We start from the raw sequence: 26,759 nt of genomic DNA on the forward strand, positions 1-26,759 counted from the left end.
AGATAATCAAACCTGAAACCAGTAAACTAGGAGCTATGAATGAAACAACAAGAAAGCCGCCCCAAGCGAGGGCGTCCACCGACAATTACGCTTGATCGCATTACTGAGACAGGCATTAAAATAGGGTTGAAAAACATAACCTTTACAGGAGTAGCAGCGGCCTTAGGAGTGAGCCATATGGCCCTCTACAAACATGTACCCAGCATTGAGGAGCTAAAACAACTAATTGCAGAAGAGATATTCCAACGTTGGGATATCCCTCAAACCCCCAACTATCTGGAGCTGCAGGATTACCTGACAGCATTTGCCACATCGGTGCAGCAATTTGTTAAAACACACCCTGGGGTCACGCCTTATGTCATCCGCAGGCTAGCAGCAACACCATCCATGCTCGATAAAATCAATAATCATCAACAGCACATAGCCAAAACGTATCAAATTTCAATGGAGCAAGCGCGCTGGCTACTGGCCACTGTTGCCTTTCATGGGCTGGCTGTAGCCGATACGGTCTACTCCGTAGCTGAGCAAGAACTCACTATTGATGCGAATAGGACAGAGGAAGAAACAGAAATGGAGAAAGAGCTGAGCAGAGGTATGAAGGCTCTCATTATTGGAGCTCTCGACATGATCAAAAGTAATGAACCACCGGAGAAGCGGTGAAAAAAAGCCAGAAATTGCGACAAAAAAGCGTCAGCAAAACTAACATCCAGGACCTTAGCCCATAGGAAAGAATCCTATAGGCTAAGGTCAGCTTCAGGCTTAGAAGAAACCCATAGGGTTGATATCGTAACTGACCAGCAGATTCTTGGTCTGCTGGTAGTGATCCAGCATCATCTTATGGTTCTCACGGCCGACACCGGATTTTTTATAACCACCAAAGGCGGCATGGGCTGGGTAGTGGTGATAGCAGTTAGTCCATACACGTCCTGCTTCAATGCCACGCCCCATGCGATAGGAGAGATTCATATCCCGGGTCCAGACACCGGCTCCCAAACCAAACTCGGAGTCATTGGCGATCGCCAGCGCTTCGGCTTCATCTTTAAAGGTTGTGACCGAAACCACCGGGCCAAAAATCTCCTCCTGGAATACCCGCATATCGTTGGTGCCTTTCAGCAGGGTCGGCTGAATATAGTAGCCTCCGATCTCATCGCTGAGAGCTTCTTTATCACCACCGACCAGTACTTCAGCCCCCTCCTGGCGACCGATATCCAGATAGCTCAGAATTTTATCATACTGCTCCTGGGAAGCCTGAGCCCCCACCATTACCTCGGTATCCAGTGGGTTACCCCGTTTGATCTGACCGATCCGCTCGATCACTTTACCGATAAAGGCTTCGTAGATATCTTCCTGAATCAGCATACGGGATGGACAGGTGCACACCTCGCCCTGATTGAAAAACGCCAGTACACTGCCCTCCACACATTTGCTGACAAACTCGTCTTCCTGGTCCAGCACATCATTAAAGAAAATATTCGGAGACTTCCCTCCCAGCTCAACGGTGGATGGAATAATATTGTCAGCGGCACACTTCAGGATATGAGCGCCCACTGGGGTAGAGCCGGTAAACGCGATCTTTGCGATAAGCGTCGAGGTTGCCAGTGCCTGACCGGCTTCAGCGCCAAAGCCGTTAACAATATTCAGAATCCCGGCGGGTAACAGATCCTGTATGGTCTCCATCAGAACCAGAATAGATGCCGGTGTCTGCTCAGCAGGCTTCAGAACAATACAGTTACCGGCGGCCAGGGCCGGGGCAATTTTCCAGGCCGCCATCAGCAGTGGAAAGTTCCAGGGAATGATCTGCCCCACAACGCCCAAAGGCTCATGGAAATGGTAGGCCACGGTATTTTGATCTATCTCTCCGATGGAGCCTTCCTGGGCACGAATACAACCTGCAAAGTAGCGGAAATGGTCAACAGCCAGAGGAACATCTGCCGCCAAGGTTTCACGCACCGCTTTACCATTATCGTAGGTTTCTGCCACGGCAATTTTTTCCAGATTAGCTTCAATCCGGTCCGCAATTTTCAGCAACAGGTTTGAGCGCTCTGTTACTGACGTTTTACCCCAGGCATCCTTCGCTGCATGGGCTGCATCCAGTGCCAGATCAACATCTTCAGCAGTAGATCGTGGAATTTCACAGATAACTTCACCATTAACCGGTGATGTATTTTTAAAATACTCCCCCTTCACAGGGTCAACCCACTCACCGCCGATAAAGTTACCGTAACGCGCTCTGAAATTAACAACAGCACCCGCTGTTCCAGGTTGTGCATAGATCATATTAATCGCCTCTTTTGTTGTTGTCGTTAAGGGGAACTTTCGGATCAAAGAACACCCTTAGGCATATCAAACAATGAAGATGGTGGAGCCAAGTGAAACACATCCAACCTGATGAGCTACCTGCTCCGACTCACTATGAGTACATCATGGTTGATCACAACGAGTCTCAAAATGACACTTTAGAGGCTAAAAATTAGTACTTTAGTACTAATTTTAAAAGTAACGCATCATTTGCCACTACAGGAAAACAAGACTAAAGTGCTTTTCTACAAAACAGATAAACCGGTGAATGGAACAACCAGCAGCCTGTTCTTAAAGGATGTCTAAAGGGCTTATCAAAAAGATCATTCATGGCGCTTTCGAGCATTAATGCGCCCCGACAATGTTAGGAGCTAACCCCGATGAAACTGGTAGGATCCCACCCATCCCCCTATGTTCGACGCCTTCGTCTCTGGCTTGAAGGCCATCAGTACGATTTTTTACCTTTGGATATCTATAGCGAAGCTGGTCGGGCTGAACTGGAAACCTACACTCCGGCCATGAAAGTTCCCATGCTGGTCGACAATGAACATTCTGTTTATGACTCCCGCATCATCCACCGCTATCTGAATGAAAAGCTAAAGAAAGAGAGCCTTAGCTGGGAAGATGAAAACCTGATGACTCTGGTCGACAGCATGCAGGAGTCCTTCATTATTATTCTTATGTGCAAACGCTCAGGAATAGATACCGCAGATGACCGCCTGATTCTTAATCTGCAGAAAGAGCGTATCGCCCGCACTATGCCTGTATTGGAGCAAGCCGCCAAAGATGGGGATTTCAGTGAGTGGCGCTACCCTGCTATCTGCCTGTTTACCCTGCTGGATTGGATTTTGTTCCGTGAGCTGTTCACCCTTGATGAGTATCCGGCTCTGGCATCTTTTTATACCGCGCAGTTGGATAAGGATCTTGTGCAGGAAACAGACCCAAGGGCAACCAGCTAATCCATAGCAGAGCCAATCTACTGAGACAAAACAGAGAACAAAAAAAGGCCGGCAAACGCCGGCCAACAAAAAGGGTGGGAACCCCAGAACAACAAGCACACTGCTTGTTCGGGAGACAAACATCACACGTACATCAAATGTAGACCACATTTGTGTCATCGCTCAAGAATATTCCGCCATACAGTCATGAACATAAGCACGCCTTACTTTTGTAGTATGCACAAAACCTAGCGCAAAGGTCATTATTAGCCAGTATTAATCCGATTGAAATGCCTGAAATGTCCGGCTAAAAACGTTTATGGGCCCGGCCATCACACCAGGCAACCAGCAGATAAAAAGGTTAACCATGTACAAAATTGTAACGGCTGACGACCATCCCATGTTTAGGGAGGCCATCGCCAGCGTTGTACGTAACAGCTATCCGGATAGTGAAATTATGGAAGCCTGCAACCTGGATGAGGCCTTTACACTGGTCACCCATGAGCCTGACATAGATCTTGTTCTGCTTGATCTTAATATGGATGGCATGGATGGCTTCCAGGGGTTAATGCGTTTACGGGAAGCAGCACCATCAACACCAATTGCCATTGTCTCAGCGGAAGATAACAAGAAGGTCGTGCTACAGGCTATTACTTTTGGAGCGGTAGGCTTTATTACCAAATCATCACCTCGCCAGCAGATGCACAAGGCACTAGAGCACATTCTCAGTGGTAATGTTTATCTGCCATCCGATATTATCCGGGGCAATAGCTGTATCGATAAAAAGCTGTCAGGGGCTCAGGCACTACGCCAGCAACGCCAGACAGAGTCAATTAACCCTGCACTGCTTTCTTCTTTAACCCGGCGCCAGATCATTGTTCTGCAGCATATGGCAGAGGGCGAGTCGAATAAACAGATCGCTTACACGCTCTCTATTGCAGAAACAACCGTCAAGGCCCATGTCTCGGCAATTTTGCGCAAACTGGGCGTAAAAAATCGAATTCAGGCTGTTATTGCCGCCCGGGATATCGACTTCTCGGAGCTATCCCGGTGTTAATGCCTCACCGAAAAAGTAAAGACTCCGGATAACACTCATAAAGCGGTCACTCGAACATTCTGAGATCAAACCATCACAACCTGGTTACGCCCCTGTTTTTTAGCACGGTAAAGGGCCTGGTCGACCTGCGCCAGCAGCATCTCGGCAGACTCATTGGTAATACACTTAGAAAAACCACCCAAGCTAACCGTCACAACGTCAGCCACGGGAGAAAACTCATGGGTTACAGCCATCGACTCAACAGCCTTACGCATCTCCTCGGCAATTTGCCTTACTCCCGCCGGATCAGTCTCTGGCAAAATAGCGATAAACTCTTCACCGCCATACCGGGCAAAAATATCCCCTGGACGATTAACCACTCGCCGCAGAGCAGACGCCACCTTAACCAGACACTCATCACCTTTGCCATGACCGTAGTTATCGTTGAAAGATTTAAAATGATCAATATCCAGCATCACGAGCCCTAAGGGTTTATGGCTTCTCTGTAAACGCCGGACTTCAGTGCTTAGCTTTGTATCAAGATAGCGCCGGTTTGCCACTTGGGTCAGCCCATCAATGTTGGACATCTCCTCCAACATGTCTGATTTCTGTTTCAATATCATATGGCTGCGTACCCGGGCTTTCACAATATCGGGGTGATAGGGCTTTGCAATATAGTCTACGGCTCCCAACTGCAAACCTTTTGCTTCATCACTCACCTCATCCAGGGCACTGATAAAAATAATCGGAATACGGCTGGTTCGCGGATTCGCTTTCAGCTGCCGACAGACATCATAGCCATCAATATCAGGCATCATAATATCCAGTAACACCAGATCCGGCGGATGATCGCCCTGGGTAATCGACAGCGCTTTCTGACCACTGTTTGCGACCTGAACGACATATTCATCTTTCAGCAAGCTGGCAAGAACTTTAACATTGGCCGGAACGTCATCAACAATCAACACTGTTTGTTTCTGGTTCAGCTCTGCTAAGATAGCAGGATCAGAACTTTGATCAGGCGTCGCCGCTTTTTGTACATACCCACCAGACCGGGCAGCTCCCCCAGTTTCTTCTGTTTCCAGCCAGGGCTTAAGATGATCAAATAGCTGGTGTTTGGTAAAGGGTTTACCCAGATGGTCATTCATCCCAGCCTGCAACGCCTTTTCACGATCCTCTATCAATGCAGCAGCTGTTAGTGCAATAATCGGCACCTCTTGATTAAAGCATCGAATCTCCTGGGTTGTCTGGTAGCCATCCATTACGGGCATCTGAATGTCCATCAGAATTAAATCAAACACCTCCCGACGAACCGCCTCGATACCCAAAAGACCATTTTCTGCCAGGACAACCTGAAGGTTCATCTGTTCCAGCTGCGCCTGAACAACCTGCTGGTTAATCAGGTTGTCCTCCACCACCAGAATTTTCTGTTGTCGAAAGCGCTGGGTATCGCTGATATTAAGATCAGGGGCAAGCCTGGCCTGTAAAGCTCCAAGAGCCTCGTACAAGCTGGATTGATGCACAGGCTTCGGCAGATACAGAACATTCTCAACACATTCCAGGTCAATCTCAGACCGCTCATAAGCTGACACCATCAACATAGCGGGTAAATTCTCACTATGGCCATTTTGGTGTAGCAAATCCTGAATAGATTGCAGAACAACCAATCCATTCATTCGGGGCATATCCCAATCCATCAGAATCAGATCGTAGAGACAGTTATCAGAAAGAGCCTGCTCTACTCTCTGTACTGCAATATCTCCATCCTCTGCTTCAGTGACGTCGAAACCCCAGGATTGCAGAATTTCCCGTAATACCTGCCGGGCAATGGGTTGGTCATCTACAATTAAAGCCTGACATGGATGCGTAGTGCATGGCATCGGCAAGCGCTGATCTTCGGTCACCGGGGAAAAAGGCAGCTCTAAGTCGAAATAGAAACAACTCCCTTCTCCTGGGGTACTTTCCAACTCAATACCCTGCTCACTCCCCATCAAAGAAACTAATTTCTGGCTGATAATCAGCCCCAAACCCGTTCCGCCATGACGACGGGTGATGGAGTTATCAGCCTGAGAAAAAGCCTGAAATAAGTGTGCCTGTTGCTCTTGGGTTAAGCCAATACCCGTGTCCTTCAGACTGAATCTTAGCAATGCCGAATCAATTTTTTCATCGAGGGCAGTGACTTCAAGCTCAACCAAACCCTTGTCTGTAAACTTGACCGCATTAGCCATCAGATTCGTCAGAACCTGGGTTAATCTCAGAGCATCACCCTGATAGCAATGAGGTATATTAGCCGGTAGATTCAGAACAAGCTCCAACCCTTTCTTACTGCTGGCAAGGCCAAATAGGGTGGATAGTTGTTCAAGGATTTGCTGTAAATTAAACGGCTCAGAAAGTATGCTCACTTTGCCAGCTTCAATCTCAGAAAAATCCAGAAGATCATTCACAATACCAAGTAATAACTGACCGGAGCTATGTATCTGCTGCAGATGACGGTACACCTCTTCCGAAAGATCAGGTGAGGTCAGCTGGGACTCACTCAGGCCGATAATAGCATTGAGCGGCGTACGAATTTCGTGACTCATATTCGCCAGAAAATCTGACTTAGCCTGATTAGCCTGTTCCGCATTTTCCCGGGCTTCAATCAGGATCTTTTCGGTTTGCTGCCGCTCCCGGTACTGCTCTGTAAGATCAAGTGCTGCGGTAGCAATATACACCGGTTCGCCATCCCGACCCTCCATTACCGTACTGCTCATCAGCATAGGAAAGGTGTAACCATCACGGTGCTGATGCCAAATTTCTCTGGGTGATATATGGCCATATTCTTTCAGGTCGGCCATCAATTCATTGACTTGCTCCATCTGTTCTTCAGTATGAAACTGACAGGTAAGCTGCCCAACTACATCCTCAGCCTTATAGCCATGAACCTCGGCGAAGAAAGGGTTCACATAGATCACTTTACCATCAAAGTCTGAGATAATATTTCCATAGATTGCATTATCTGCAATCGCCTGAAAGCGCTGACTTTCCTGCTCTGCACTACGGCGCTTACGCATCACAAAAATCAGAATCAGAACGGCCCCGCCAGCCATGACCAGACCAACAACCAAAAGCGTGATAATACGATGGCTCTGATCTATAGATTCTTTGGTTTTTATCGCCACCAACTCTTCAAGTCGCTGCTGATAGTGCCACATTCCCTGATCAAGGTTGCGTCCTGGGGTTATATCGTGAATCACTGACAGCAACAGCTGCTGCCCATTCCTTTCATAGGGGTGGGAGTAGACTTCAACAGTACGAATCTCACCACTTGCCAGTTGATGACGAAAGATAAAATAGTTTCTGCCCTCAGCAGAAGCCGCACGACGTTCTTCAAACACCTGCTCAGGATCAAAGGTGTTAATATCCTGAATACTCATTTCCTGTAGCACTTTACGGCTATAACCATAAAAATCAGCTGCAGCTTGGTTCACCTCAACAATCTCACCACTGAAGGGTTTAATCCACAGCAGAGGAATATCCTGAGTTTCAAAAACATGATCAAAACTCACAGCGAATGTAGTCTGAGGTAACCAGAATATCCCACACAAAAAGACAGAGGCATATAGGCCAGAAACTTTCTTCAGATAACAGGAGAGGCCGGTCTTGAGCTTTTTAAAAGCACTTGGATTCAAAACAGTTTTCCTTAAGACGCTGATTCAAGTTTGTTAAGCAGTCGCTGCAGGGCAGATGCTGCCTGCTCAAAGTCAAACTGATCCAACGCTTGTGTAACCGTTTTCCAGAGTACTTCAGCATCGATCCCTTCATGATAATAATTTTTCAGCGTATCTGTAATTTCTTCAAGCTCACTTTCATCGATATACTGGCTATTACGAATCTCTGCCATCAAACCCCGTAAACGGGCAAGAATGCTAACGTCTGATGCACCAGCACCCCCTTCTCCTGAGACGGTTACCGAAAGAGGTGGGGCTGAATGCTGAGCGAGTAACCAGGTGTGCACTTCTGTATAGGACTGTTCCAGAAGCTTTCGGAACATCTGCAATTGCTCCGGCTCAGGAGGGTGGTTGAGCTTTAGTTTCCGATCAAGATTAGCGGCCGCTTCAGCCAGAGGTCGCATACAAAGGTTGCCCGCGACACCTTTAATACTGTGGGTCACACGATGAGCTGCCAGAAATTCCTCAGAGGAGCTTTTTTCCGATAGTTGCTCCATCAGGGATACATCCTTCATATGCTCATCTGAAAGCTGACGGATAAATTCCTGTAGAATTTTCTGATAGATCAAGTATTACCCACCCACCATCGCAATCCCTTCCGCCGGATCAAATAAAGCAATATCGCCAGAAACAGCTGGAGGTAATGATCCTCCTTCTGTAGGAACGGAAGCAGACACCTGAGATAAAAGCATCTCTGACAGATCACCGGAATGATGCTCCAGAGCCTGAAGCCAGTGACTCAGCGTATGGAAAAGGGCATAGGTTTCAATCGGTTTCGTCAGGTGACCATTCATACCTGCATCTGCCGCCCGCTGCTGATCCTCAGCCATTGCTGCGGCGGTCAGAGCAATAACAGGTAGTTTATTGCCCTGCGCACGTAGCCTGCGGGTTGCTGTATAACCATCCATGACCGGCATTTGTATATCCATCAATACCAGATCAAATGTTTGTTTTTCGAGCAAATCCAGTGCCTGCTGGCCATTTTCCGCAAGAGTCACATCCAGACCCAGCTGTTTAAGCTGGGACTGAGTAATTTCCTGGTTAATCAGGTTATCTTCTACCAGGAGAATACGCCCTGTCAGGCTACCAATAACATCTTCATCCTGCGGCTGAAGAGCCAGAAACTCTTTTTCCTGTGCGGATGAACAAGGGGAAAGCGGCAGCTCAAAGCTAAAGCGAGCCCCTTTTCCAAGCTCACTTTCAAGTGTAATTCCCTGCCCCTGCATAGCCTCAACCAAACGCTGACTGATCACCAGCCCCAATCCTGAACCACCATGCTTGCGAGCTATTGAGGTATCTGCCTGACTGAAGGCGTTGAACAGTTTCTCCTTTTGCGCCGCAGTAATACCTATACCTGTATCCTGAATATCGAAGCGCAGCCACTGCAGGCCCTCTTTATCCTGCGGCCTGTCCTTACAAAGAGCAACGGTTAAACGCACCTGCCCTTTTTCAGTAAATTTAATCGCATTGCCCAGCAGGTTCGTCAGTACCTGACGAATACGCAACTCATCTCCCATATAGACAAGAGCCAGCTCCGGGGCGCTATCAAAAATAAGCTCTAACTGCTTTTTGTCTGCCTCCAGAGCAAACAGGCTGCGCAGATTATCCAGCAGGCCGTCAATAAAAAAAGGCTGGCACTCAATGCCCAACTTGCCGGATTCGATTTTGGAGTAATCCAGAATATCGTTGAGAATACCCAACAGCAATCTGCCTGAGTGGTGAATTTTGTGGAGACGCTCATGCAGTACTTCAAGCCTATGTTCACCAATACTGATCTGACTTAAGCCGATAATACCGCTCATAGGTGTTCGGATCTCATGGCTCATATTTGCCAGAAACTCTGACTTAGCACGGCTGGCATCATCGGCCATCTTTCTGGCTGCTTCCAGAGCGAACTCCTGAGTCTTACGCTCGGTAATATCATAAATGTAGCCATTCCAGATAACGGATCCATCACTCATAAGACTGGGAATGGCACGGCCCTCTATCCAACGCAGGCCCTTTATAGGGTGATCATAGCGGTATTGCTCCTCCCAGACCGCCAGACTTTCCTTGGAGGCTTCGATACTGGTGCTGATACGTTCAATATCCTCACGATGTATACGATCCAGTATGGCTGACACATTACTTTTAAGCTCTTGCGAACTGAAACCATAGACATCTTTACAGCCCCGGGTAGCAAAAGGAAAACTAATACCACCTTCAGCATCAATGCGATATTGGTAAAGCATGCCTGGTGCGTTATCGGCCAGAAGGCTGAGCTTCTCTTTTAGTTCAATCTCCTCCGTAATATCGGTATGACTACCGATAACCCGAAGCGGATCTCCCTGAGCATCACGACTGAATACTTTTCCGATATCCCGAATCCATTTATAGCAACCACCCTTGCACAAGACCCGGTGAGTGTTGTCATATATTGAGGTTTCACCTTTCAGGTGGGCATCCACATCGCGATGTGTACGTTCAAGGTCATCCGGGTGGATACGGGTTTGCCATTCGTCAATGCTGTCACCAATTTCATGCTCTTCAAAACCCAGCATCGACTTCCAGACCGGTGAATAATAAACCTTGCCCGTCTGGGCGTTCCAATCCCAAACGCCCTGCCCTGTCCCTTCAAGAACAGCCCGCCAGCGCTGCTCATTGTCACTCAGCTCCTGCAACATGACCTGCTGATGCCGCTCTTCCTTCATAACATCGTAAACCTGAGCGATGATCTCCCGCTGATGAATCAATCCGGTTATTCGGTGTTCCTGGTCAGAAATTGCCAAACGTTTCAGGTGTGAATCACAGAAGGAAACCAGTACATCCTGGATCAGGCAGTCCCCGGAAATATGGGTCACGGGAGATGTCATAAAATCGCTGACAGGCCGATGCCACTGGTCGTCACCAAGGCTAAGAACAGGAAGAATATCACTGTGGCTAACAATACCCACAACGTTCATCTGCCGACAGACCAAAACTGAGCTATGGCCTGCTGTCTGCATTTTCAAAACAGCCTGTTTAAGTGTGGTGCCAACGTCGACCTGCACATAATCATTACTGGCCGACAGTTCCCTGACCGGGCTTTTAATATCAGGGGCATACCGTTTCATATAACGAATAATGTTGGCACTGGTAATAACCCCCAACAGAGAGTCTCCATCAACCACACATAAAAGTTCAGACCGGGCACGACTATATGTCACAGCCCCTTCTGCAAGCACCTGATTTCGTTGCAGACACTCAGCCATTGGCAAGCCAATATCACGAAGCGGCGTGGTAAAATCCAGCCCGGCAAAGCGCAAACTGATCAGAATATGTGTGCTCATCACCCTCAGCCCTGCTTCCCCCATAATAACAAGGGCGTGCTTGGCCTCCCGGGTCATCAGCTCAAGGCCATCATCCACTGAGTGAGCATCATCAAGAAGCGCAACTTCAGTATTAGCAATTTCGGATACGGGGGTGAAAAACATCTCAATCCTTACAGGCTGGCTCAAAACCAACATTGGCTAAACTGCACCAAACACCAAGTAATTATACACACCATTTAAATAAGTCCAGATAATCCTCAGACTTAGGGCTTATCAGATAAACCAGTATCTTACTTAAAATCAAAAAAAGCCGGGATATAACATCCCAGCTTTTAAAATAGCCTATATGTGCTGCGCCGTTTATGCCAATAAAATCAGTCTCTCACTTTGTCTTATAGCTCAACGACGCGGTGTTTAGCAGCTTAATCGGGAAGATAGCCAACGCGGAACCCACCCCAGTGCCGCCCATTAACAAAAACAGGCACAGAAAGGTCATGCAATACTTCTCCGGTGTCCCGCTTGTAGGTTTGCAGCAGTAGCTTTTCCTGATGCTGTCCTCCACGCAAGCCGGTTTTATCATTGAAAATGCGTTTGCTGCGACTTTTCACCAGATCAATCTCAGGGTCACCACTCTCCTTATGAGCATACTGGTTGTTATGGGTTGATACATAACCATGATCATCAATCATAATGGAGTATGCGAAGCCATTGCTGTTCAGTACATCTTCCTGAATCGCAGGCAGCACCCTGTCGGTAAACTGATCAAACCGGGTACTGTATTTCTGAGGATTGGTTCCGGGAATAGGCTGATAATTACGGTCAAACAGGTCATCCATAGAAAGTGTTCCATCCGCCACAGCCTTTTCAAAGGCCTGCTGAACGCGCTCCGCAGCCTGTCGGCATGCGGCATAGGATTCACGGTGCTTGCCGGTAGCAGCCTGACGCGCCAGCTCAGCGGTGATTGTTTCAGCTCCCTGCATCAGACTTTCCGCCTGCACAGAAAGGTCATGCATCTGGTCATTACCTTCCGTCACTTCCTCTTTCAATGACGAGATAGAGTGGGAGATATCTTCAATATGCTCATGGCTATGTACAACAGCCTCAGCAATACTACTGATCTGATGCTCAACTTCATCAAACTGATTTGCCATATCTCCCAGCCGATTGCCCACCGTTTCAACCGTCTCTGAACCAAAGTTGATACGCGATACCAGATCTTCAATTGTTGTCACGACTTCCTGAGTACTGCTCTGAATCTCCTGCACAATATCCGCAACCTGTTGCGTCGAGTCAGACGTACGGCTGGCCAAATTGCGAACCTCATCAGCCACCACAGCGAAGCCTCGTCCATGCTCACCGGCACGGGCTGCTTCAATGGCAGCATTCAGCGCCAAGAGATTCGTCTGTTCTGCGATACCTTCAATCACCCGGGTGACATCCTGAATCATATCGGACTTTTCATTCAGCTGGTTGATCAGACCGAGAGTATGATCCGTTCGTGAGCTGATATCACGCATCTGGCTAATTGCTTCCTGCAATTCATCACGACCGGTAAAGCTATACTCCTTCGCCTGTGTCGCCAGATCCGTTACGCTGCTGGCATTGACTGAGACCTGTTGCATGGTTACCGTGATAGATTCAACACGGGCCGCAACTTTTTCCACCTCTTCCTGCTGAACATCGAGACGCCGGTCCATCTGGTCCGCCAAATGAGAAACTTCTGCCGTAGCGATGGCTGTTTTACTTGCCGTGCCATCCAGACCATCCGCCATTTGACGTAATCTGGCAAACCCATCAATAAAGCGACCAACAGAGGTCCCCAACATATTCTGCTGATGCAGTGTTTCCCGTGCTTTCAGCAAATCATCCGTTGTGACACTCTCCTTTCTCAGGAGCTCATCCAGGACAGAGTGTGAGCCACCCACACCATTTTTAGCCAGCAGAGGTAATAAAATGGGTAAGGCTGATGCAGCCAGCAACCCTACCCCTAAGCCGGTAGGTAAAAGCTCTGTTGCCAAACCGAACAAAACACCACCAAAAACCGGAACACCCGTAATAACCTGTCTTATTTTATAATTAGCTGTTGGACTCATACGAAAATCAGCTCCACCCTGCCTGCACAGGAACTTGTTGTTGTTTTAATTGTTTTTGCTGTTTTTATTATTTTTTAGCACTCCATAATAATGCCTAGAGCTTCACCTACACGCCCTACTTTAGTCCAAAGAAACGACCAGATAACGCTAGATAGCAGCAATATCTGCTATTTTTCCTAGCTGCAACGCACAATATTTATGGTGCCTACTAGGGTTACCACCTGGTTTACAACATTAAGAAACAAAAAAACCGCCTGGATCAGACGGTTTACAGAAAGGACGGTATCTCACTATCAAAATCAGGCCGGCACAAATCGTAATGCGACGCCATTATTACACCAGCGCTGACCTGTAGGCTTAGGTCCATCATTAAACACATGCCCCTGATGACCACCACATCGGACGCAATGATACTCCGTTCGCGGGTAGATCAGCTTAAAGTCGGTTTTTGTTTCAATATGACCATCCACCACAGTGAAAAAACTTGGCCACCCGGTACCGCTGTCATATTTCATCTCAGAGGTGAATAGCAACAAATCACAACCCGCACAATGATATTCACCCTTACGTTTTTCATCATTCAGCGGACTGGTAAACGCCCGCTCCGTCCCTTCCTCCCGCAACACATAAAACTGCTGATCATTAAGACGTTGCTTCCACTCTTCAGGACTCAAATTAAGGGGGGCAATATCTTGATTTGGCTTATTACTGGCCTCAACCGCAGGTACAAAGCTAAGTGCTGCGGGAAATCCAATCAATGCCTGTAAAAAAGTACGACGTTTCATCGGGGGGCTCCTGACGCTTGGGCGAACATAAATGCTTTACTCACTATACGTAAAGCGAACCCTCAGTGGATTCAATGGCACGCCCGAACATTTTAAGATGCCGTTTTTTTCCAAAACCCCTGACTGCCACCGGCCTGGTCAGGATCAAACCAATTAAGCGTTTCGTGTAGAGAAACAACCTCTCCTACAATAATCAATGATGGTGGCTCGACCTCTTTATCAGCAATGTGTTCCGCCAATGTGCCAAGGGTTGCGATATAGTTTTTCTGATTCCGGGTAGTCCCCTGCTGAATCAGAGCCGCAGGCGTATCCGCATCGCGCCCATGGGCGACCAGCTGACGGGTAATCTCCGGTAAACCTACCAACCCCATATAGAAAACCAGTGTTTGCGCCGGTGTCGCCAGTTCATCCCATGGCAGGTTAGTGCTGCCATCTTTTAAATGCCCCGTAACAAAGCGTACCGACTGAGCATGATCTCTGTGGGTCAGGGGAATACCGGCATAGGCAGCACAGCCTGATGCCGCAGTAATACCGGGTACCACCTGAAACGGAACCCGGTGCTGACTCAGAGTTTCAATCTCTTCACCGCCCCGGCCAAAGATAAAAGGATCGCCACCTTTCAGACGCAGTACTCGCTTACCCTGTAAGGCAAGGTCAACGAGCAGCTGGTTGATATCCCCTTGAGGTACAGCATGATCTGAACGGGCTTTGCCCACATAGATACGTTCAGCATCTGGCCGGCACAGGTCTACAATTTCAGGGGCAACCAAGCGGTCATACAGCACCACATCAGCCTGCTGAATCAGGCGAACAGCTCTCAGGGTCAGCAGCTCCGGGTCACCGGGCCCTCCCCCCACCAGATAGACCTCACCCCGAACAAGTCCACCCTCTTTGGCAGACACCTCTTCAGCGGCTGCAATATTGTCAGCAAGCAACTGTTGAGACTGAGCTTCACGGCCGGAGATCATCAGCTCACCGGCGGCACCTTCAAGCTGCTGAGACCAGAAGCGCTCGCGCAGTTTCAGAGTCGGGAACAGTCTTTTAACCTGATCCGCTCCCTGATGAACCAGCTTTGCCAGATGGCCAAAAGAGCGTGGAATAAGAGCTTCCAGTCGAGCCTTCATAATACGGGCCAACACCGGAGCTTCACCGGTAGAGCCCACAGCAATAAGAACCGGGTGACGATCAATCAGATAGGGCAGAGAAACATTCGACCACTCAGGATAAGAGGCAACGTTTACCAGACGCCCTTGCTTCTTCAATTCTCTTGCCTGCTGTCGGAGCTGCTCCGATGTCCCCTCCGTCAGAATAATTAAGGGGTACAGATCAGACATAGCCAGCGCCTGATCCACAGAGATTTCTTTAACCTGATGGGCCTGCATCAACTGAGTCAGTCCTGCACTCATAGGCTGAGATGTAGCCACCGCCACTTTGGCTCCGGCACGAAGGAGTGCCTGTAATTTTCGGCGAGCGGTATCATCATGACCAATCACAACAGCACCGAACTCATCGATATTAGCCATCAGGGGAAGCATTTTCATTAGGGCAGTCTCATATTAAGAGGCAAAACATCAGAAAAAAGGAATAAGATGGTATCTTTATATAACTAAAAAGAAGAAACAAGACTTTTAATGACAACAGGTAAGAAAAGAGTGGGAATACTGTACAGATATAACAAAATAACTCTGATGAAAGATGAAAAAGAAGGCGTTCTTTCGTTTAGCTTATACTGCAGCGTAACGAGTTGCTATCCACTGTCACAGCCTGATAGCAACTCATTATAGCTTGAATCAGAAACCGATTATTTCGCAACCAGATTCCGATACATATCCAGCGCTGCCCGTGTATCCACGCCAGTTTTGGCTGCCCGCTGAATCCATTCTTCATCCATACCTTTCGCAACGGCCTTCAATCCGGTATTCATTGGATCGTTAGCATCAAGTCGAGTAATAACAATGCCTTTTTCTTTAGCATGTGCATACCCAACTTTATCGGCATCCCCCCATGCTTTTCCGGCCAGGCGAGACAGTTTTTCACCGGAGACGCTCATAACCGCTTTTTGGTCTTTATCACTCAGCCCTTCAAAAACCTCAGGGTTCATAAAAATAGTGAATGATGTTGAAAACATACCTTCGGGGAAGACGGTTATATGACTGCTAACTTCATTTAGGCGCAAATATTTTTGCTCTGACACAGGAAACAGTACGCCGTCAACAACACCCTGTTGCATCATCTCATAGACCTTGGGTGCGGGTGCGCCAATAGTGGTCAGTTCAAGTCTTTCAGCCAAGTCATTAACAACGCCACCACCCACTCGAATTTTTTTCCCTTTAAGTGCCTCCAATGACGTAACCGGAAATTTAGTGTGCAGCTGACCTGGCCCATGGACAAATTTTGCCAGCACTTTTAAACCCTCAAACTCATTAGCCGCCTCAAAGTGTTTTTTATAAACCCGCCACAGAGCTACCGATGCAATTTCCGGCTCGTAAGTTTCTCCCGGTATTTCTGCCATCTGCGATAACACAAAGCGCCCTGGAACATAGCCATCTACGGTGAAGGCAACATCAGCAACACCGTCTTCAACCAAATTAAAAAATGACTTTGGATGACCAAGGCCATACTCAAGATCAACTTTCACACGACCTTCTGTTGCTTCTTCCACCCATTTAGCCCAAGTGGGCCAAACAATATCGTTCTGAGGGCTGGATGGTGGCAGCCAGGTTGCCACCTTTAAGGTCTGAGCAAAGGCGTTAACCGACAGGCAGGTCGCCAATACCAGAAAAATGAGTTTCTTTGTTATTTTTATCATTTTATTTCTCCGAATAAGACTAAGCGCTATAACCGTAGGGCTATGGCCTAGGTATTTTTGTTTTATTGTTATTCAAAACAGCTTTTCACGCATTGTTACCCGCATAAAGGCGAATAAGCCCGTATAAAACGGAAAGATTAGGTGCTTCAACACCCAGTTTTTCCGCCATTTCATAAACAGCACCAACTAAAGCTTCATATTCCAGCGGCTTGCCTTTCTCGGCATCCTGCAGCATAGATGTTCTGATAGGCCCCAGTTCGCGTGTTGTTTTATTACGCTGCTCCGGCGTCTGATCAAGCGCACAACCCACTTTATTGCCGATTTGTGCCGCTTCATTCATCACCTGGCAGCAAAATGCATTGACTAAGCTGTCATCCAGAATTTTATCTGTTGTGGTTCGGGTTAAAGCAGAGACAGGGTTCATCGTCATATTACCCCAAAGCTTGTACCAAATATCAGCACGAATGTTTTCTGTTTGAGTAACCTCGAAGCCTGCATTTGATAAATGCTTAGCGACCGCATGCTGAGCGGGACTCAGTTGCCCATCGGGCTGGCCGATAATCAGATGATTGCCACCTTTAAGCTCACAGACCCCAGGAGAGGGGTTAGTGCAGGCCAGATGAACAACGCAGCCTAATATGTGTTGAGTCGGCAGCAGGTCTGATAAACGGTTATCCGGGTCTAAGGTTTTTAATCTGCTATCCTCCACCAGCCCATCCAAGAACCACCAAGGGACGCCATTCATCGCCAGCAGTACTTTGGTCTGTGGGCCTAACATGGGCGCAATTTGATGCAATATGACATTCAAATCAGGCTGTTTCACAGAAATAATAATTAAATCCTGCACCCCCACCTCACCAGCATTATCTGCTACTTGCACAGGATAAAACTGACAATCTGTACCTGATTTTAAGCCTATGCCATTACGCTTAAGCTCAGACAGCGTGTGGCCCCGGGCAATCACTGTAACGGTTTGCCCAGAGGCACTGAGCTTAGCGGCAAGAAGCCCGCCAATGGCACCTGCGCCATAAACACATATTTTCATTGCCGTAACCAGATTTAGTATTTAAAAGAAGGGTCTTGTTTCTCAACCAACCTGAATAGCGCCGCGAAAGCATCTTCACCGGCACCATACTTAGGGTCAAAGTTCAGTGAGTCTGCCACACACTTCTCAAGTACAGGCGCTGGAATCTCAATGACAGGCCCCATTGCCATAGAAGAAACCTGTACCTCGCAGGCGCGATTGACTAACCACATCAAAGAAAATGCTTGAGCCAGCGTAGCACCAATGACTACAGGACCATGATTTTTAAGCAGTAAGACAGGCTTGCCACCGGCACTATCAAGAATCCGTTTGCCTTCATCCATGTGTACCGTGATGCCTTCAAAGTCGTGATAAGCCACTTTACCGTACAGCTGGGCAGAGTAAAAATTGCTATAGGATAAACCTTCCTCTAAGCAGCATACCGACAGCGTAGGTGTTGTATGCACATGCATAACACAGTGACCATCGGCCACATGCTGATGAATGGCACCATGAAAGGTAAAGCCCGCAGGGTTGATCGGCCAATCTGAGTGGCCAATAATTTTACCGTTAATATCTACTTTGACGAGGTTTGAAGCGCAAACTTCAGTGTAATGTAAACCAAAGGGATTAATTAAAAAGTGGTCATCTTCGCCGGGAACACGCAAGGAGATGTGATTATAGATAGACTCATCCCAGCCTAAGTAGGCAAAAATGCGATACATACCCGCAAGCTTAACCCGGGCATTCCATTCCTCTTCGCTGTAACGTGATGGGCGCTCGTAATAACGGTTGTGAGACATGCTTAGATCCTCTTTTATTTATTCTTGAATCAATAACATGTTAACTATTTTTTAGCTCGACAAATAATACTAAGAATATTGATAGGTTCTATATTTTTCCTATACCATCACTCGATGAATAAAAAACAACTGATCTATTTCCTCAAGACAGCTGAACTGCGCAGCATTGCTGCCGCCTCACGGGCATTGAATGTGGCACAGCCCAGTATTAGCCAGCAGATCGCAAATTTAGAGCACCAACTGGGGTCTCAACTCTTTATCCGAGATTTTAGAGGTGTGTGTTTAACTGAAAACGGTGAACGGTTTCGCAGACACGCAGAGTCTATTGTCCGTCAAATGGAGCAGGCCAAACTCGATATTCAGCAATCTGAAGCAGAGCCTGCTGGCCGCCTTGCCATCGGTATGACACAACCCATTGGTAATATTCTTGCGGTCCCACTGTTAACGTCCATTGAAAAGCTCTACCCAAACGTTGAGCTGGATCTTTCTGCAGGCCTGTCTTACCGGCTGGTCGAACTGCTAAAAGCAGGCGATGTTGATATGATTTTAACGTCTCCTGACAGCTCTGATATGACCGGTATCCAACAGGAAAAGATCTTTTGCGAGAAAATATTTATCGCCATTGGCAGGGCAACACAGAACAAGACATTTCAGGCTTTGCTGGGTCGTCCATTTATCACTTTTCAGGAACTTGCAGAACATGAAGTGTTTGTCACCGATCAGCGTGACTCTTTAGGTTATATGCTGCGCCAATATGAGCAGAAAACGGGGATAACCCTTAAACACCGCCCACCTTACGGGCAGCTGATGACCACTCTGCAATATGTCACCGACGGGCATGGTCTGCTACTTGCGCCTTCATCCGCTTATTTTCATATCAAAAAAATAGGCCTGATTGATGATGTTGAAATTATTGAGCCAAAGCTCCAACGCGATGTCATGCTTGCAACCCATGCGGATCGCCCTAAAACAAACCTTATGACAGCAGTCAGAAGGCAGTTATTAACTGTGATTAACAAAGTTCACCAAGAAGGCTTGTGGCAAGGAACACTTAGAGGATAACAAAAAAAAGCCTGTGCTTTTCAGCACAGGCCGTTTCTTATAGCAGATATATAAGCAGCAGATTAACCAATAACGGTAACACCACCCATATAAGGCTGCAGAACTTCAGGCACGTGAATACGACCTTCGGCATCCTGATAGTTTTCCATTACAGCGACCAGAGTACGACCAACGGCCAGTCCTGAGCCGTTCAGGGTGTGCAGCAGTTCAGGTTTGTTGGTTTCCGGGTTACGGAAACGGGCCTGCAGACGGCGTGCCTGGAAGTCTTCAAAGTTAGAGCAGGAAGAGATCTCCCGGTACTTCTGCTGACCCGGCAGCCAAACTTCGATGTCATAGGTTTTTGCAGCGGAGAAGCCCAGGTCACCGCCACATAGCGTCACTACGCGGTATGGCAGATTTAGTGCCTGCAGGATTTTCTCAGCGTGACCTGTCAGCTCTTCCAGCGCTTCGTAAGACTTTGAAGGCTCAACCAGCTGAACCATTTCCACCTTTTCAAACTGGTGCTGACGAATCATGCCCCGTGTATCCCGACCATAGGAGCCCGCTTCACTACGGAAACAAGGCGTGTGAGCCGTCATCTTCAATGGTAGCTCTTTTGCTGCCAGAATCTCATCCCGCACCATGTTGGTGACCGGTACTTCCGCAGTCGGGATCAGGTAATACTCACTTTCACCCTGTAATTTGAAAAGATCTTCTTCAAATTTAGGCAGCTGACCGGTACCACGAAGTGAGTCTTTATTCACCATGTAAGGTACATAAACTTCAGTGTAACCATGCTCACCAGTATGTGTATTCAGCATAAACTGGGTCAGGGCACGGTGCATCCGGGCCAACGGTCCACGCATGGCGGTAAAACGGGAACCTGTGATCTTAACGCCAGTTTCAAAATCCAGCAGCCCATTGGGAGACCCCAGATCAACGTGATCTTTCGCTTCAAAAGCCAATTCTTTCGGCGTACCCCAACGACGTACCTCAACATTATCGTCTTCACTGTTGCCCGCCGGTACCGATTCATGGGGAATATTCGGTAAAGTCAGCAACAGATCATTCAGCTCTTCCTGCAGATCCGCCAGCTTCTGTTTGCCGGCATCCAGCCGATCCCCGAGGTCACTGACTTCAGCCAGTAATGGTGCGATATCTTCACCGGAGGCTTTGGCTTTACCAATCGCTTTTGACCGGGTATTGCGCTCGTTCTGTAACTGCTCGGTTTCGGTCTGCAGACCTTTACGTTGGGACTCCAGCTCTTGCAGGCGAGCAGCATCCAGTTCAAAACCGCGAATTTTCAGTTTTTCCGCAACAGTTTCCAGATCCGTACGGATCAGCTTTGGATCAAGCATTATGATTACCCATTAGTTTCAGTCATATTCCCGGTCAGGCAAGCTGCTTGCCCAACCACATGCCAACAGCTACCGCAGCCAAACAGCAAACGACACTCAAAATGATGTACAGAATTGCTGCAGATACCCGTCCGCTTTGAAAAAGATTCAGTGATTCCAGTGCGAAAGTGGAAAAGGTGGTAAATGCACCGGTGAAACCCGCCATCAGAATCGCCTGGCCATGAGGCTCCAGCCTGAGTTGCTGGACAAGAACCGTGTACAAAAAGCCGATCAGCACAGACCCGACAACATTAACGGTTAGCGTTCCGTAGGGGAAACTTCTGCCAAACCATTGCGTGACAGCCCCAACAACCCAATAACGGCCCATCGCCCCGAAAGCCCCGCCAATAGCTACGGCTAACATCTGATTCATGGGTTATCCTCTTCCGGTTCCTGAGGCTCTGAATTAAAGACAGAGCTCTGGCAGTCACATCACTGAAATCCAAGGGGCATCATTGTAGAGAAAAGAGCAGCATTTCCAAAGCCCTAGCCAGTGAATAATCACGGATAAATTGATGCGGGTGTCTCTTGAGACGAAAAAGCCCGCCAAATAGGGCGGGCAGCTTGTAACAACTCACAGGTTTAGGCATTTATCGTTGCCTTTGAGAACTCAGTGGATCAGGCAACCGCATTTTCCTGAATCAGCGATTTGTACAACCGCTTATACTCCTCTGCAACGTTGTCACCAAAAAGCGGATCCTCACGGGTTTGCAGTTTGACCTGCAGATTGAGCCAGTCTTTACCTTGCAGCAGTTTTTCCAGCATAGGGAAGATCTTACCCTCTTCATGATTGAGATGGTCATACTGGCGGCAGATGAAATCTTCCAGGCGCCGATTAAAGATATCCATTGAGACAACTGAATCCATCAGGATACTTTCAATAAGTTGCTGAAACTCACGGGTATCATCACGGATCTGCTTATGCTCCGCCGCTACCTCAGCAAGCGCCTGCTTACTGGATGGATACTGCTGAATGGCGTAATCATAGATCTGATCTTCAAGAGGGTGGTGGTGGGCATCGGCGTAATCAACAATGTAGGTGATAACGTCGAGAATCAGCTGATAATCAGGATTCTCTCCCGCTTTGAGACTTACCAGCTTATCTTTTAGAACATCTAATAGTCGACTGAGACTCAGGTGATCCAGATGCAGTTGTGACATGATCGTACTCATCTCACACCTCCTCTATTTTTGATAGGTAAATACACCGCCCAAGCGGCTTAGCTTGCTTGTCGCCCTCACCACCTTATTCATTTTCTCTTATTGGCCATCAGGCTTGGCGGCAACTCTTTTCCAAAACGTCCCATCGAATATAGTCAGCCTCAGGAAAACTGCGCATGACCTGTATCAAAAACACCGAATAAAAAAACAGCGCTATTTGTCGCATATCAGACTTACTGTAACTCGGGCTGAGCTGAGAAAAGTAACAAAGAGAGAAAAAAGGCTTCATTACTTACCGGGATAACGCTTCAGCTCACTCTCTGCATCTTTCTGCGCCAACCACTGCATTTTCTGAGCAATTTTCTGCTCCAAACCACGATTTTCAGGGTAGTAGTAACGCGTTTCCGCGAGCTCTTCCGGGAAGTAGTTTTCACCCGCCGCATAAGCATCCGGCTCATCGTGGGCGTAACGATACTCCTGACCAAAGCCCATCTCTTTCATCAGCTTGGTCGGAGCATTTCTCAGATGTACCGGCACATCATAATGGCCGGTCTCGACCACATGGGCCCGAGCTTTATTATAGGCTTTATAGGCAGCATTACTTTTTGGCGCTGATGCCAGATAGAGAATCGCCTGCGCTACCGCCAGCTCACCTTCCGGACTACCAAGACGTTCCTGCACATCCCAGGCGTTAAGGCATAGTTGAAGGGCACGGGGATCAGCATTCCCGATCTCTTCGCTGGCCATGCGCACCACACGCCGGGCGATATAGAGCGGATCACAGCCGCCGTCAAGCATACGGCAAAACCAGTACAGAGCAGCATCCGGCGCAGAACCACGAACGGACTTATGCAGCGCTGAGATCTGCTCGTAAAACAGATCGCCGCCTTTATCCATACGACGGGTGCTTTCCGCCAGGACTTCAGACATCACCTGGCCATCAATCCGGCGACCATCAGGGGTGTCTTCCGCTAAATCAGAAGCCACCTCCAACAGATTCAAAGCCCGGCGAGCGTCGCCATCTGCAGCCTTGGCTAATAGTTCAAGATGCAGATCATCAACCTGAAGTTTTTGCTTGCCAAGACCACGCTCAACATCTGTTATCGCATGATGCAAAACCTGCATCAAATCTTCAGACTCAAGACTGCGCAGCACATAAACCCGGGCACGGGAGAGCAGTGCATTATTCAGTTCGAAAGAAGGGTTCTCTGTGGTGGCACCCACAAAGATAAAGGTGCCATCCTCAACAAAAGGCAGGAAAGCGTCTTGCTGGGATTTATTAAAGCGATGCACTTCGTCAACAAACAGTAGGGTTTTACCGCCATGGGCACGGGTTTGTTGCGCACGCTCCACAGCGGCCCGAATCTCTTTCACCCCGGACAGAACAGCAGAAATGCTTTCAAAGCGCGCCTTAGTCAGCTCAGCTATAAGGCGTGCCAGTGTCGTTTTACCTACCCCGGGCGGCCCCCAGAAAATCATTGAGTGCAGCTGATCCCGCTCAATAGCCTGCCGCAACGGCTTATCCAGCGCCAGCAGGTGCTGCTGGCCAGAGTATTCATCCAGTGTCTTGGGCCGCATGCGCGCCGCTAAAGGCTGCCATTTTGGCTGCTCTGCAAAAAGATCCATCAGATCGGCTTAATGCATAATGACATCGATACCGTCCGGTATCGCAAAGGTGAAACGATCATCAGGAAGCTCAGGGTTAAAACGGGTGGCAAACAGCTCAATAGAAGTGCGCTGCCCCAGGCTGTCAGCAAGCAGTAAGGACGCCAGTTGTCCCTGAGAAAAGCTCAGCCGTAACTCTTCAAACAAGGACTCCTGACCCGTAGGAATAAGAAGAAACTCTTTAAACTGAGCTGAATCGCGGGTCAGCCTGATCGAAAAACGCTCTTCGATCGAGGTGATATCCCCGCTGAGTAACATGGCCGGAGTCTGGTTCTGAGCCTGAGTAACCTGTTGCACCGTGACCTGCTCAAGATCCGGGTCATATAACCATAGGGTTTCACCATCGGAAACTACAGTTTGAGGGAAAGGCGTCTCCGTGGACCAATAAAACTTACCTGGCCGGGCAAGGCTCAAATGGCCGGATACTTCCTGTAAACGGCTGCCTTTAGCATCAAGAATACGTTGCTGAAAGTCCGCATCCAGGCTCTGCATTTGAGTCAATAACTGACTCAGCTGCTCGGTGGCTGAGACTTCAGAAGCGGCAGCCTGAACACGTGACACCTGAAAGACACACACACTGGCCAAAACCAGAAACAAAGTAATAAAGCGTTGCATAGAATTCCTTAAATTAAGCACTCAACCCTAATCGGGCAAAGTTACTCCTGCGGTTGACTGGGTGGTGCCAGCACTTCGCGCTGACCGTTGCTCCCCATACCGGAAACCACGCCCGCGGCCTCCAGTGACTCCACCATTCGAGCAGCACGGTTATAACCGATTTTAAAACGCCGTTGTATTCCTGATGCAGAAACCCGGCGGGTCTCGGTGATAAACTCCACCACCTCATCGTAAAGTGCATCCCGGTCTTCATCACCGGAATCTGCACCGCCACCTTCAGATGGGACACCGTTCTCCTCCCATCCGTTCAAAATACTGTCGACATAGTCCGGCGCTCCCCGGCGCTTCCAGTTCTCTACGACCCGGTGCACCTCGTCATCATCAACAAAGGCACCATGCACACGGACTGGCATTGCGGTGCCCGGTGGTAGATAAAGCATATCACCATGCCCCAGCAGCTGCTCTGCTCCGCCCTGATCCAGAATGGTTCTGGAATCAATTTTAGAGGAAACCTGAAATGCAATACGGGTTGGAATATTCGCCTTAATCAGACCGGTAATCACATCCACCGATGGACGCTGAGTCGCCAGAATCAGGTGAATACCCGCCGCACGGGCTTTTTGCGCAAGGCGGGCGATTAACTCTTCCACTTTTTTGCCAACGATCATCATCATGTCGGCAAATTCATCAATCACGACCACAATAAAAGGCAGCTTCTCCAGCGTTGGAGGCGCCTCTCCCTGTTCTGGTTTAGCCGTTGGGTCAGCAACCCGGGCACCCTGAGCCGCCGCTTCATCCAGCTTGCTGTTAAAGCCTGCAATATTACGCACACCCATGGCGGCCATTAGTTTATAACGGCGCTCCATCTCGGCAACACACCAGCGAAGAGCATTAGCCGCATCCTTCATATCCGTTACCACCGGAGTCAACAGATGCGGAATACCGTCGTAGACCGACAACTCCAGCATCTTGGGATCAACCATGATCAGGCGAAGCTCTTCCGGTGTCGCCTTAAACAGCATACTCAGCAGCATAGCGTTCACACCCACAGATTTACCGGAACCTGTGGTGCCTGCCACCAGTAAGTGCGGCATTTTAGCAAGGTTAGCAACAACCGGCTGCCCGGCAATATCGTCCCCCAGGGCCAACGTCAACGGCGAATCAGATCTGGAGTAGGAGACATGATTCAGCACCTTATGCAGGCGTATCATCGCCCGATTCTGATTCGGAATCTCAATCCCCACGGAGGACTTACCCGCGATCACCTCCACCACCCGTACACTGGTCACCGCCAGCGCCCGGGCAAGGTCCGTGGCCAGATTGGTAATTTTACTGGCCTTGACCCCAGCGGCCGGCTGGATCTCAAAACGGGTGATCACAGGCCCGGGATGTACATCCACCACCTGAGCGACCACATTGAACTCTTTCAGTCGTACTTCAAGCAGCTCAGACATAGTCTGCAACTGCTCCGGTGTATAGCTTGGCTTACTAACACTATCACCCTGGGTCAGCAGTTCAATACTGGGCTTATTACCCGTAATTTCACCGACAGGCGTCGTATCCGGCTTCTGAAAGCGAGCAACGCTCCAGATCTCACCATCTTCAGTGGTTTGCGTTACGGCGGCCAGGCGCTCATCCATTGATGGCTCGTCATCCTGAACCACGCCATGGTTGGTCACTGGCGGAAGCGGCTGCTTCTCCTCTCCCTGCTCTGTAGCGGATAACGGAATCTCTTCGGCTTCCCCGGCAGAGTGGGTGCCATTGGCTGCCACAGCTGCATCCGGTTCAGCGGAGAACGATGTTTCTGGAGCTGGAGCCGGCTCTGGCGAATGGCTGAAGGCCTGTTGTAACGAGGATGACATATTCAGCGTTGGTTCAGAGGCATTCAGCGAGTCATCTGCAATCAGAGGGTGGTCAAAAGACAAGCCCGGCTCAACCCGTTCCTGTATCGGGCTTCGGCGATCCACCTGACCATCATTCGTACGAAACAGAGGAGGCAAAGCAGGAAGGCTCTGCAGCAAGCGTTTACGCCAGGCAGAAAGTTTTGAACGCCCGTCATCATACTCCGAAACTGACTCCGGTGGACTCTCATAA

At 48.7% G+C, this 26,759-nt stretch carries 19 protein-coding genes and 1 pseudogene; 4 read left to right on the top strand and 16 right to left on the bottom strand.

All coding sequences use genetic code 11. The features are described 5' to 3' along the window. Positions 1-39: 39 nt before the first annotated feature. The gene (locus tag BTA35_RS07300) at positions 40-660 is read left to right on the top strand and encodes a TetR/AcrR family transcriptional regulator (protein ID WP_078319150.1); all 621 of its coding nucleotides are present in this window, start codon (positions 40-42) and stop codon (positions 658-660) included. A 99-nt stretch (positions 661-759) separates the two neighbouring features. Here the strand turns inward: BTA35_RS07300 and exaC are convergent, their stop codons facing one another. After that, on the bottom strand, positions 760-2,277 hold the full coding sequence (gene exaC, locus BTA35_RS07305; protein ID WP_078319151.1) for an acetaldehyde dehydrogenase ExaC: 1,518 nt from the start codon (positions 2,275-2,277) through the stop codon (positions 760-762). A 401-nt stretch (positions 2,278-2,678) separates the two neighbouring features. Between exaC and BTA35_RS07310 the strand changes: the two genes are divergently transcribed. Next, positions 2,679-3,257: a glutathione S-transferase family protein gene (locus tag BTA35_RS07310; protein ID WP_078319152.1), complete on the top strand. Its 579-nt coding sequence runs from the start codon at positions 2,679-2,681 to the stop codon at positions 3,255-3,257. 346 nt (positions 3,258-3,603) lie between these two features. Then, a complete protein-coding gene (locus tag BTA35_RS07315; RefSeq protein ID WP_078319301.1) occupies positions 3,604-4,293 on the top strand; it encodes a response regulator in 690 nt (229 codons plus the stop codon). A gap of 65 nt (positions 4,294-4,358) precedes the next feature. Here BTA35_RS07315 and BTA35_RS07320 read toward each other — a convergent pair whose 3' ends face one another. From BTA35_RS07320 to BTA35_RS07360, 9 genes are all read right to left on the bottom strand, one after another. Further along, positions 4,359-7,820 carry a response regulator gene (locus BTA35_RS07320; RefSeq protein WP_139363636.1) on the bottom strand — a complete coding sequence of 1,154 codons (3,462 nt, stop codon included), beginning with the start codon at positions 7,818-7,820 and terminating at the stop codon, positions 4,359-4,361. 134 nt (positions 7,821-7,954) lie between these two features. Beyond that, positions 7,955-8,551 carry an Hpt domain-containing protein gene (locus BTA35_RS07325; RefSeq protein WP_078319154.1) on the bottom strand — a complete coding sequence of 199 codons (597 nt, stop codon included), beginning with the start codon at positions 8,549-8,551 and terminating at the stop codon, positions 7,955-7,957. A 3-nt stretch (positions 8,552-8,554) separates the two neighbouring features. Next, positions 8,555-11,434: a PAS domain-containing protein gene (locus BTA35_RS07330; protein WP_160055116.1), complete on the bottom strand. Its 2,880-nt coding sequence runs from the start codon at positions 11,432-11,434 to the stop codon at positions 8,555-8,557. Positions 11,435-11,694: 260 nt separating this feature from the next. Further along, positions 11,695-13,365: a methyl-accepting chemotaxis protein gene (locus BTA35_RS07335; RefSeq protein WP_078319156.1), complete on the bottom strand. Its 1,671-nt coding sequence runs from the start codon at positions 13,363-13,365 to the stop codon at positions 11,695-11,697. A 299-nt stretch (positions 13,366-13,664) separates the two neighbouring features. After that, positions 13,665-14,150 carry a peptide-methionine (R)-S-oxide reductase MsrB gene (msrB, locus tag BTA35_RS07340; protein ID WP_078319157.1) on the bottom strand — a complete coding sequence of 162 codons (486 nt, stop codon included), beginning with the start codon at positions 14,148-14,150 and terminating at the stop codon, positions 13,665-13,667. Positions 14,151-14,242: 92 nt separating this feature from the next. Beyond that, positions 14,243-15,691: a siroheme synthase CysG gene (cysG, locus tag BTA35_RS07345; protein ID WP_078319158.1), complete on the bottom strand. Its 1,449-nt coding sequence runs from the start codon at positions 15,689-15,691 to the stop codon at positions 14,243-14,245. Positions 15,692-15,951: 260 nt separating this feature from the next. Beyond that, positions 15,952-16,959 carry a TRAP transporter substrate-binding protein gene (locus tag BTA35_RS07350; protein ID WP_078319159.1) on the bottom strand — a complete coding sequence of 336 codons (1,008 nt, stop codon included), beginning with the start codon at positions 16,957-16,959 and terminating at the stop codon, positions 15,952-15,954. Between the two features lie 85 nt (positions 16,960-17,044). Further along, complete coding sequence (locus tag BTA35_RS07355) at positions 17,045-18,004, bottom strand: ketopantoate reductase family protein (RefSeq protein WP_078319160.1); 960 nt, start codon at positions 18,002-18,004, stop codon at positions 17,045-17,047. A 14-nt stretch (positions 18,005-18,018) separates the two neighbouring features. Next, positions 18,019-18,786, bottom strand: coding sequence for a class II aldolase/adducin family protein (locus BTA35_RS07360; protein ID WP_078319161.1), 768 nt, complete (start codon positions 18,784-18,786; stop codon positions 18,019-18,021). A 114-nt stretch (positions 18,787-18,900) separates the two neighbouring features. Between BTA35_RS07360 and BTA35_RS07365 the strand changes: the two genes are divergently transcribed. Continuing rightward, the gene (locus tag BTA35_RS07365; RefSeq protein WP_078319162.1) at positions 18,901-19,848 is read left to right on the top strand and encodes a LysR family transcriptional regulator; all 948 of its coding nucleotides are present in this window, start codon (positions 18,901-18,903) and stop codon (positions 19,846-19,848) included. 62 nt (positions 19,849-19,910) lie between these two features. Here BTA35_RS07365 and serS read toward each other — a convergent pair whose 3' ends face one another. The 6 genes and pseudogenes from serS to BTA35_RS18915 all read right to left on the bottom strand — a co-directional run. Next, positions 19,911-21,185 (bottom strand): serine--tRNA ligase, encoded by a 1,275-nt coding sequence (serS, locus tag BTA35_RS07370; RefSeq protein ID WP_078319163.1) that lies wholly within the window; start codon positions 21,183-21,185, stop codon positions 19,911-19,913. Between the two features lie 34 nt (positions 21,186-21,219). Further along, entirely contained in the window at positions 21,220-21,597 is a 378-nt protein-coding gene (gene crcB / locus BTA35_RS07375) for a fluoride efflux transporter CrcB (protein WP_078319164.1), read from the bottom strand. Between the two features lie 245 nt (positions 21,598-21,842). Next, positions 21,843-22,397 carry a hemerythrin domain-containing protein gene (locus BTA35_RS07380; protein ID WP_078319165.1) on the bottom strand — a complete coding sequence of 185 codons (555 nt, stop codon included), beginning with the start codon at positions 22,395-22,397 and terminating at the stop codon, positions 21,843-21,845. A 276-nt stretch (positions 22,398-22,673) separates the two neighbouring features. Then, positions 22,674-24,011: a replication-associated recombination protein A gene (locus tag BTA35_RS07385; protein WP_078319166.1), complete on the bottom strand. Its 1,338-nt coding sequence runs from the start codon at positions 24,009-24,011 to the stop codon at positions 22,674-22,676. Positions 24,012-24,020: 9 nt separating this feature from the next. Then, positions 24,021-24,665, bottom strand: coding sequence for an outer membrane lipoprotein periplasmic chaperone LolA (gene lolA / locus BTA35_RS07390; protein ID WP_078319167.1), 645 nt, complete (start codon positions 24,663-24,665; stop codon positions 24,021-24,023). Positions 24,666-24,706: 41 nt separating this feature from the next. Continuing rightward, positions 24,707-26,143: pseudogene (locus BTA35_RS18915) on the bottom strand (DNA translocase FtsK); the annotation flags it as partial. Between the last annotated feature and the right edge of the window lie 616 nt (positions 26,144-26,759).

Origin of the sequence: Oceanospirillum linum, from assembly GCF_001995095.2 — a bacterium.
In the GTDB taxonomy this organism is placed as follows: domain Bacteria; phylum Pseudomonadota; class Gammaproteobacteria; order Pseudomonadales; family Halomonadaceae; genus Oceanospirillum; species Oceanospirillum linum.